Below are 7216 nucleotides of genomic sequence, written 5' to 3' on the forward strand. Positions count from 1 at the left end.
TCGGGTTAAGACTGGAGGACCGATACCTGTAAAGCGAGATGTTTATCGTCATAAGAGAACACTTTCGCACTTAGTGTCGGTTATTCAAGATGAGATTGATGACATAGCCGATGAGTATGTTCAACAAATCCAAGAAAGCATTTTTGCAGCTATTCGTTTTTGTGAACGGGAGACCTTTTACTTTAACGAAAGCCGTGATGTGGTGTTTGAGACACGGGCGGGACAAGGTGTTTATGATGCAAGCGCTACCCGCCCTATTGAAACAGCTGTTAAAATAAAAAACGTTTATCTAAGCTCTGATCAACATCATAAGTTTGCATTGGAGTGTAAGGACCATGTTTCTTTAGAGCCTTTGTTATCATCAGAGCAGCAAGGAACGCCGGTTTGTTACAGTTATTTTGATAGGAAATTACATCTTTATCCCACACCGGATAAAGCCTATCAGATTCAACTCATTCTCTCTCCATTGCGTTTATCAGAGATAGAGAGTGTCGATGAGGAGCATCCATGGTTTGTGCACGCGTTTGATTTGATTAAGGCGCGTGCAAAATACGAACTTTACAAGAATATCTTGAAAGATCCCGATTGTGCAACGGCAGCTTACAATGACTTTAACGAACAGTTGCATGAATTGCGTGCAGAGACGTCTCAACGTCATAACGTGACCAGAATAATACCAACGGATTTTTAAGATGGTTTATTTTCCAATCGCTGATTACAGACCAGATGTTTCGGTCGTCAACGGTAGCTTTACGGATACGCTTGTGAATGTTTTACCGGCTGATGGCGGTTACATACCCATGCCTAGTGCAATGGTTGTGTCTCATGCTTTGGAAGAAAAGCCTTTGGGGTGCATAGCGTTTAGAAGTGGCAATGGTGTTAAGATAATTGTAGGAGGCAAACAAAAGCTTTACAGTTATGATAGTCAAACCAAGGGTTGGAAAGACATAAGCCAAAGTGGTGTGACCTATCAAGCAAATGAAGAGAATAAATGGTCGTTTGCTCTTTTTAAAAACATGGTTATTGCGGTGAATAAAAATGATAAACCGCAAGTTTTCAAGGTCCTTAGTTCTGAACGGTTTGAAGATTTAGAAGGAAATCCACCGAAAGCAGGATTGGTTAAGGTTTGGGGACCTTTTGTTTGTTTGATGCAATTGACAGATAATCCCAATCGCATCCATTGGTCTGGAGAAGGCGATGAAACTCTATGGGAGACTCAATATAATGTTAGTGGTTATATGGATTTCCAAGATGGAGAATATGTGCAGGGGGCAACAGAAACAACCAATCCCCTTATTTTTCTTCGTTCTGCTATTTATGCTGGTTCTTTGACGTTAGGTTCCAAGAGCCCGTTTGCTTTTCAAAAGATCCAAGACAAACGTGGAGCGCGCAGTGCAGCCTCTATAGCGTGTCGCGGGAGTGATGCTTTTTTTGCTGGTGATGGTGGCTTTTATCAGATCAGTGCTGATGGTCAACTTTTGCCGATAGGCTTTGAGAAGGTTGATAGAACGGTTTTTAAAACCTTTGATAAGTTTGCTCTTGATGAGATGCAAGGGGTTATAGACCCCATTGATAACCGGATTTACTGGTCCTTAAAAAGAGGTAATAACGAGCAAACGACCTTTGTCTATGATTGGGGATTGCAGAAATGGTCGACGCTACAGGGAAAACCTTTCACGTTGTTTCCAGTATTTACGACAGGTTATACTTTAGAACAGTTAGATGAGATCTCGATCAATCTTGAGACATTGCCGGCTTCTTTAGACAGCCCTCGTTGGCAAAGTGGCGCCCCAATGCTTGGTGCTTTTGATGATGAAAATAGACTTGTTATGTTTACGGGAGCACCGATGGAGGCAACGGTTGTTTCGCAAGAATTGGGAGCACCAGATGGAAGTTTTAACTTTATCACGAAGATGTTTGCTGAAGTTGATACGACGGAAGGTCTTTTAAGCATAGGAGAGCGTCGGCTTCGCAATAATCAGACGCCGATTACATGGCACCAAGAGAGGGCATGTTCATATGTCACGGGCGCTTATCATGGTCGTTCGCGCAATCGTTATCACCGCTTTAAATTGCGTATTCCTGAAGGCGTTCATTGGAACCATATCACAGGGTTTAATGTGGATTTACGTCCTTTAGGCAGAGGGTAATGGCAAAAGTCTTTTTGACCACGTCTTGGGATATGGAGCGTATAGCGCCTTATCTTGAAGACATCATTGCATCCTTTAGAGAGTATGTAGAGCGTTTCAAACATGAAATCACGTTGCAAGAGCTCATTGAAGCGATTTGCAGCGGCAAGAAACAGTTATGGCTTGTTTTGGATGATGACGAGCGCTTTTTAGCGGCATTCACGACCCAGATACAGCAGACAGGTTGAGGAAAGAAGCGCGCACTGATTTGTGAATGTAGTGGCAAGGGCGTTCTTGATCAAATTGATAATTTGACATTTGTAGAGGATTGGGCGCGTGAGAATGGGGCTTCTGAAATGGAGATCTTGGGTCGTTTAGGTTGGAAGCGCGCATTGGACAAGCAAGGCTATGGCATAGCTATGCTTTATTATAGGAAGGAATTGTGACATGGGGAGCAAGACACCAACAACGACAGAACAGAAGCAGGTACAAACAAGCGCCCCTCCCACTTGGATGCAGAATGTCTTTAAGCGTGGGGGTGCAGATGCGTATAACATGTATGATACAGGGATGGGTGGTAATGTATATGGGGGACCTCGTGTTGCACCTTTAAGTGCTCCAACTTATCAAGCAATTGGAGGTCTTGGAGCTATTCCTCATCAGTATCAGAATTATATGAATCATTTGATGAATACTCCAACATCGTCTGCGAGAAACCTTAACTGGATTGCATCTGGTGGTTTGATGGGACCGAATTCTCAATTTGATGAGGAACTTAAAGAGGGCTTAAGTGAAATAAGAAATAGTATTAATCGACAGTTTTTAGGTAGTGGTCTTTATGGCTCTAGTGCGCATAACAATGAGTTACAGAGGGGGCTTAATGATGAATTAGCTCGTATCAAGTATCGCCAGCGTGATAGAGATTTACAGCATATGATGCAAGCCAATTCGATGATTGATCAACTAAATGAAAACCGCTTAGGCATGATAGGCAACTTATTCCCCTCTTATAATAATGCCTATTCGAATATGTTGCAGGGGTCATCTGTTCTTAATGACTACAATCAACGCCTTGTTGATGCCAATCGTGAACGTTGGCTGGAACAAGACAATAGCGGCTGGAATAGGTTGAATATGCTTATGAATGCCGGTCATGGTTTTGCAAGGAATTACGGCACGACGACGAATAATCATACAATCTCTAAGATAGAGGGCAATAATCCGTGGAAAAATGTAGGGGCTATAGGTTCTTTAGCACTTCAAGCAGCACCGATGGCTTTTGGTTACATGGCAGGTGGTCCAATGGGAGCAGCGTTGGCAGGAGGAGCATCCAAGTTTTTTTTAGATTACATGAATCAAAAGAAAGCTCTGGAGAATAATTAAAGAATAGTTTTGTAGGAGAGTGTGATGGCATTTCCAATATTATTTCCATTAGCTGGGGCAGCTTTTATGGCAGCAAGAGCTGCGCCTCATGTTTTTAGGTATCTTGCTCCTAAAGCGGTTACAGGGGCGAATAGATTGGGACAATTAATAACAAAGAACCCCGTGGGGAATTTCATAACAAAGTACCCCAAAACCTCTCTATTTATGACTGGAATGTCAGGTATTGAAAGTATGATGACACCAGAGAAAGCACAAGCCCCATCCAACCCCTATTTACAGAATAGTCTGAATCCATATGGACCATTTATGCCCTATACGGCTCCTAAAGCGGAAATGCCTCTTGGATTTGATCAACATCCACCCATGCCAAATGCACTAGAGAGTACTCCACAAGAACTAAAACCTCATGTTAATGAACAAACGCAACCATTAGCACCCGCTTCCCCAACACCGACTCCTGAACTGACAGATGCAGAGAAATTTTTACAGTCCAATACTTATAAGTTTTTTCAATCAGATGCGTATCAGAAGCTCAAAGATCTTTTTGCAGGTATGGCGGAATCTTCATCAGACGGTTCTGGGTGGGATGCGCTTGCAAGTGGTGTGAAGCATCTTAATGAAGGTGATAAACGAAGAGAACAAGTCAATCAAACCGTCGAATACCTAAAATCTAAAGGTTACAGCGAAGAAGAAGCTGCTATCATGGCACGTAATCCGCAAATGCTTAGTGCGATGCTAACAGGTGGTGATAAACCTCAGTTAGATAAAGGTTATGAATGGGATCCCAATTCACAACTAGGTGAACGTAGAGCGAGACCGGTTAAGGGGTCGATGCAGGAACTTGAGTATAATCAGAAAAAACGAGACATAGAAGAGTGGGAAATAGGTAAGAGAAACACTGCTGCTGTAGCAGCAAAAGAAATTAATCATATTGTGGATACAGTTAACAATGCTCTTCAAATTATAGAGAAGAATCCCAAAAAGGCTGCTGGTAAGGTCGGTGCTTTTACTCAGATTTTCCCCGATACTGCTGCAAAAACATTAAAAAATAAATTAAAAACGCTTGAAGGTGGTGTCTTTGTTCGAGTGATTGAAGCAATCAAAAAGCAAAGTGACGGCGGGAAATTAGGCGTTGGACCGTTATCTAATGAAGAAAGCAGGCGCATAGTAGCATCTTATGGTACTATGGACATTAGCGATAAACCAGAAGAACTATATAAAACGCTCTTAAAAATCAAAGATATGTTTGATCTTTTTAAAAAACTGAATGATGAGGAAATTTATAGGTTGTCAAATGGAATGGAAGTAAGACCGCGTCTAAAGTATTCTGCTCAATATGCTAATCAGTCGATGCCGCAAGGAGGTGTTGAAAAATTGCCAACTATAAGTAGCAGAGAAGATATTAAAAAACTTGCTATTGGAGAAAGAGTATCCATACCAGACGGTAACTATATATATGACATTATTAGGGATAGATAAATGGTTCATCATAATAATACTCATCAAGATTTTCCAGATTTTGGTCCTGGAATAAGGGTTATACGTCGTATCCCTAAAGATGAATACGAAACATCATCCCAACATCCCGAAATAAGTAGCAGTGAAGCCTTTTGGAATTCTTTAAAGCATGGATTGAGTTTTAATTTAGATGATGAGATTGCAGGGATCACAGCGGCAGGACGTGATTCTGATGATGAGTTGGCAATAAAGGCTTTTGCGAAGGGGCTTATCAACTATTGGACTGGAGATAAGAAAACCATAGAAAAATATGAGAAAGAAGCCAATAGAATACGTGATTATTATCGTAGGATGAGTGATCAACATTATTGGACTTCTTTTGCTGGAAATGCTTTAGGGTCGACAATCCCTTCACTTGCGACTTTAGGGGGAGGATTGTTAGCCTCAGGAGCACGCTTTGTAGCGCCTACACTTGCAAGGAATGTGGCGGGGTCAAAATTAGGTCAAGCCTTTTTGAAAGCAGGTCAGTTACCCCCAAGTCGATTTGCAAGTCCATTTTTAGGCATCACGAACAAAACAACATTGCCTCATTTGCTTAAAGTAGGGGCAGCATCTGGTGCATTACATGGTGCAGGAGAAGGGGAAGGGTTTGGGAATACACTTACAAGTACGTTATCTGGTGCAGGTTTAGGAGCGGGTGGGGCATTGGCTGGAAGTGCTTTAGCTCATTTAGCTGGTTATCCGGTAAGCGGAATACGAAGACTTTTTTCTCCTTCTCATACGAAAGAAGGTGTTTCAAAAGATACGTTAAGAGCAATCAGTAAACATTTAGGCAATGAAGCTTCTGAAGAGCTAGGAGAATCTTTTAAAAAAGCAGTTTCTACCGATTACGTAGCTGATCATAGTCCTTTTTTACAAGACCTTGTTTTTGATATCGCAAAAAGAAACCAAGGGGCTTATCTTGATTTAACCAAGAGAGCTGAACAGAGAGCGCTGGGAGGAGGGGAGCGTATTCATCAGGCGGCTGATAAATACTTTGTTCCTCGTCAAAATGTCACAGGTTTAAAAAATGATCTTATCGCGAGTAGGGAAGCATATACAGAACATCTTTACGAAATAGCTAAGAAGACTCCGATAGGAGAAAAATATTATGGTGCTCTTAATGAATTAATGAAGCGTCCATATTTCAAACAAGCTTATGATGAAGGACTAAAGCGGTTTATTACGGATGGCAACAACGTTAGTCCGTTTTCTTCTCAAAAATTTAGTCTCCTTAGAGAGAAACCCAACATGGGGGCTCTTCATAAGACTAAAGAGGTTATCGATTTAATGATAAGAACGGAAAAGAAACAAGGAGATAATAGCCAAGTTCGCAGTTTAGTGGGTATCAAGAAAAAATTGTTAGAGCTTATGGATGATATCTCGTCTGAATATAAGAAAGGGCGGGCATTGTATCATCAATATAGTTCACATGTAGATGCCATGGATGAAGGTTCCAAAATCCTTAGCAAGTCGGTTAATAAGGATGAATTCAGTAAAATCTTTGATGAATTACCAAAGGCACAACAAGAATACTTTAAAAAGGGCTCAAGGGCAGAACTTTTACAAGGTATGGGGCAAACAAAAGATGAAGTATCCAAGGCAAAGGAGATTTTTGGTACGAATGATCTGTATGAACGATTTGCAAAGATTTATGGAGCCGATAAAGCTTCTGCTGTTAAGAATGTTGTCAATAAAGAAGCTAATTATGCAGATTTTTATAACAGAATACCAGGTCGTGTAGCGGATGAAAAGATATCTTTTAGGCATAACGTCAATATGCCAACGGGTAAACGTGATGCAGCTGTACAATTAGCAAAAGCTGCTGGGAAGGCAGCTTGGATTCCTTTCAAAGAGGCGGCGTTTAGAGAGCGTCAACGGATTGAAAAGGATGTTGTCAAATTGTTAACAGGGGGGACACAGATTAAGAATGATCAAATTGTAGCTCTCATTCAACGCATGGTAAACGCGCATCATAAGGGATATGCGACAAAAGAATGGTTCAAAAAGCTTTCTGCTGCTTTGTTTGGAGGTGGGGGAAAAGCCTCAACGGAGGAGTTGAATTTATTGAGTGCATTTGAGTAAGGGAGGAGATTAGGCTATGACCCGTTATAGTCCTTCAGTCGATCAAGCGATACGGCAAACGGCAGCGCGTTATGGTTTGCCAGAGAGTTATTTGTACCGTGTTGCGCAAGTAGAAAGTGGAG

Annotated in this window: 5 protein-coding genes and 2 pseudogenes; all 7 read left to right on the forward strand. The window is 41.5% G+C overall.

The window, feature by feature from the left end; all coding sequences use genetic code 11:
- The coding region (locus tag ACFIMK_RS09465) for a hypothetical protein (protein WP_375693545.1) at positions 1-691 on the forward strand (691 nt) is incomplete at its 5' end.
- A gap of 1 nt (position 692) precedes the next feature.
- A complete protein-coding gene (locus ACFIMK_RS09470; protein ID WP_375683113.1) occupies positions 693-2150 on the forward strand; it encodes a hypothetical protein in 1458 nt (485 codons plus the stop codon).
- Positions 2150-2575, forward strand: a pseudogene (locus ACFIMK_RS09475) (hypothetical protein). The gene ACFIMK_RS09470 and the pseudogene ACFIMK_RS09475 overlap by 1 nt, the downstream one beginning before the upstream one ends.
- Before the next feature lies 1 nt (position 2576).
- Positions 2577-3512, forward strand: a complete 936-nt coding sequence (locus tag ACFIMK_RS09480; RefSeq protein ID WP_375635036.1) for a hypothetical protein — start codon at positions 2577-2579, stop codon at positions 3510-3512.
- Positions 3513-3536: 24 nt separating this feature from the next.
- The gene (locus ACFIMK_RS09485) at positions 3537-4991 is read left to right on the forward strand and encodes a hypothetical protein (protein ID WP_375683111.1); all 1455 of its coding nucleotides are present in this window, start codon (positions 3537-3539) and stop codon (positions 4989-4991) included.
- Positions 4992-7094, forward strand: coding sequence for a hypothetical protein (locus ACFIMK_RS09490; RefSeq protein ID WP_375683110.1), 2103 nt, complete (start codon positions 4992-4994; stop codon positions 7092-7094).
- A gap of 16 nt (positions 7095-7110) precedes the next feature.
- Positions 7111-7216, forward strand: a pseudogene (locus ACFIMK_RS09495) (lytic transglycosylase); the annotation flags it as partial.

Origin of the sequence: Bartonella sp. AP280QHHD (assembly GCF_042196125.1) — a bacterium.
Lineage (GTDB): Bacteria > Pseudomonadota > Alphaproteobacteria > Rhizobiales > Rhizobiaceae > Bartonella.

Excerpts from the sequence above, each read along its gene's own strand:
- ACFIMK_RS09485 (WP_375683111.1), top strand. The coding sequence starts at position 3,537 with ATGGCATTTCCAATATTATTTCCATTAGCTGGGGCAGCTTTTATGGCA.
- ACFIMK_RS09480 (WP_375635036.1), top strand. The coding sequence starts at position 2,577 with ATGGGGAGCAAGACACCAACAACGACAGAACAGAAGCAGGTACAAACA.
- ACFIMK_RS09490 (WP_375683110.1), top strand. The coding sequence starts at position 4,992 with ATGGTTCATCATAATAATACTCATCAAGATTTTCCAGATTTTGGTCCT.
- ACFIMK_RS09470 (WP_375683113.1), top strand. The coding sequence starts at position 693 with ATGGTTTATTTTCCAATCGCTGATTACAGACCAGATGTTTCGGTCGTC.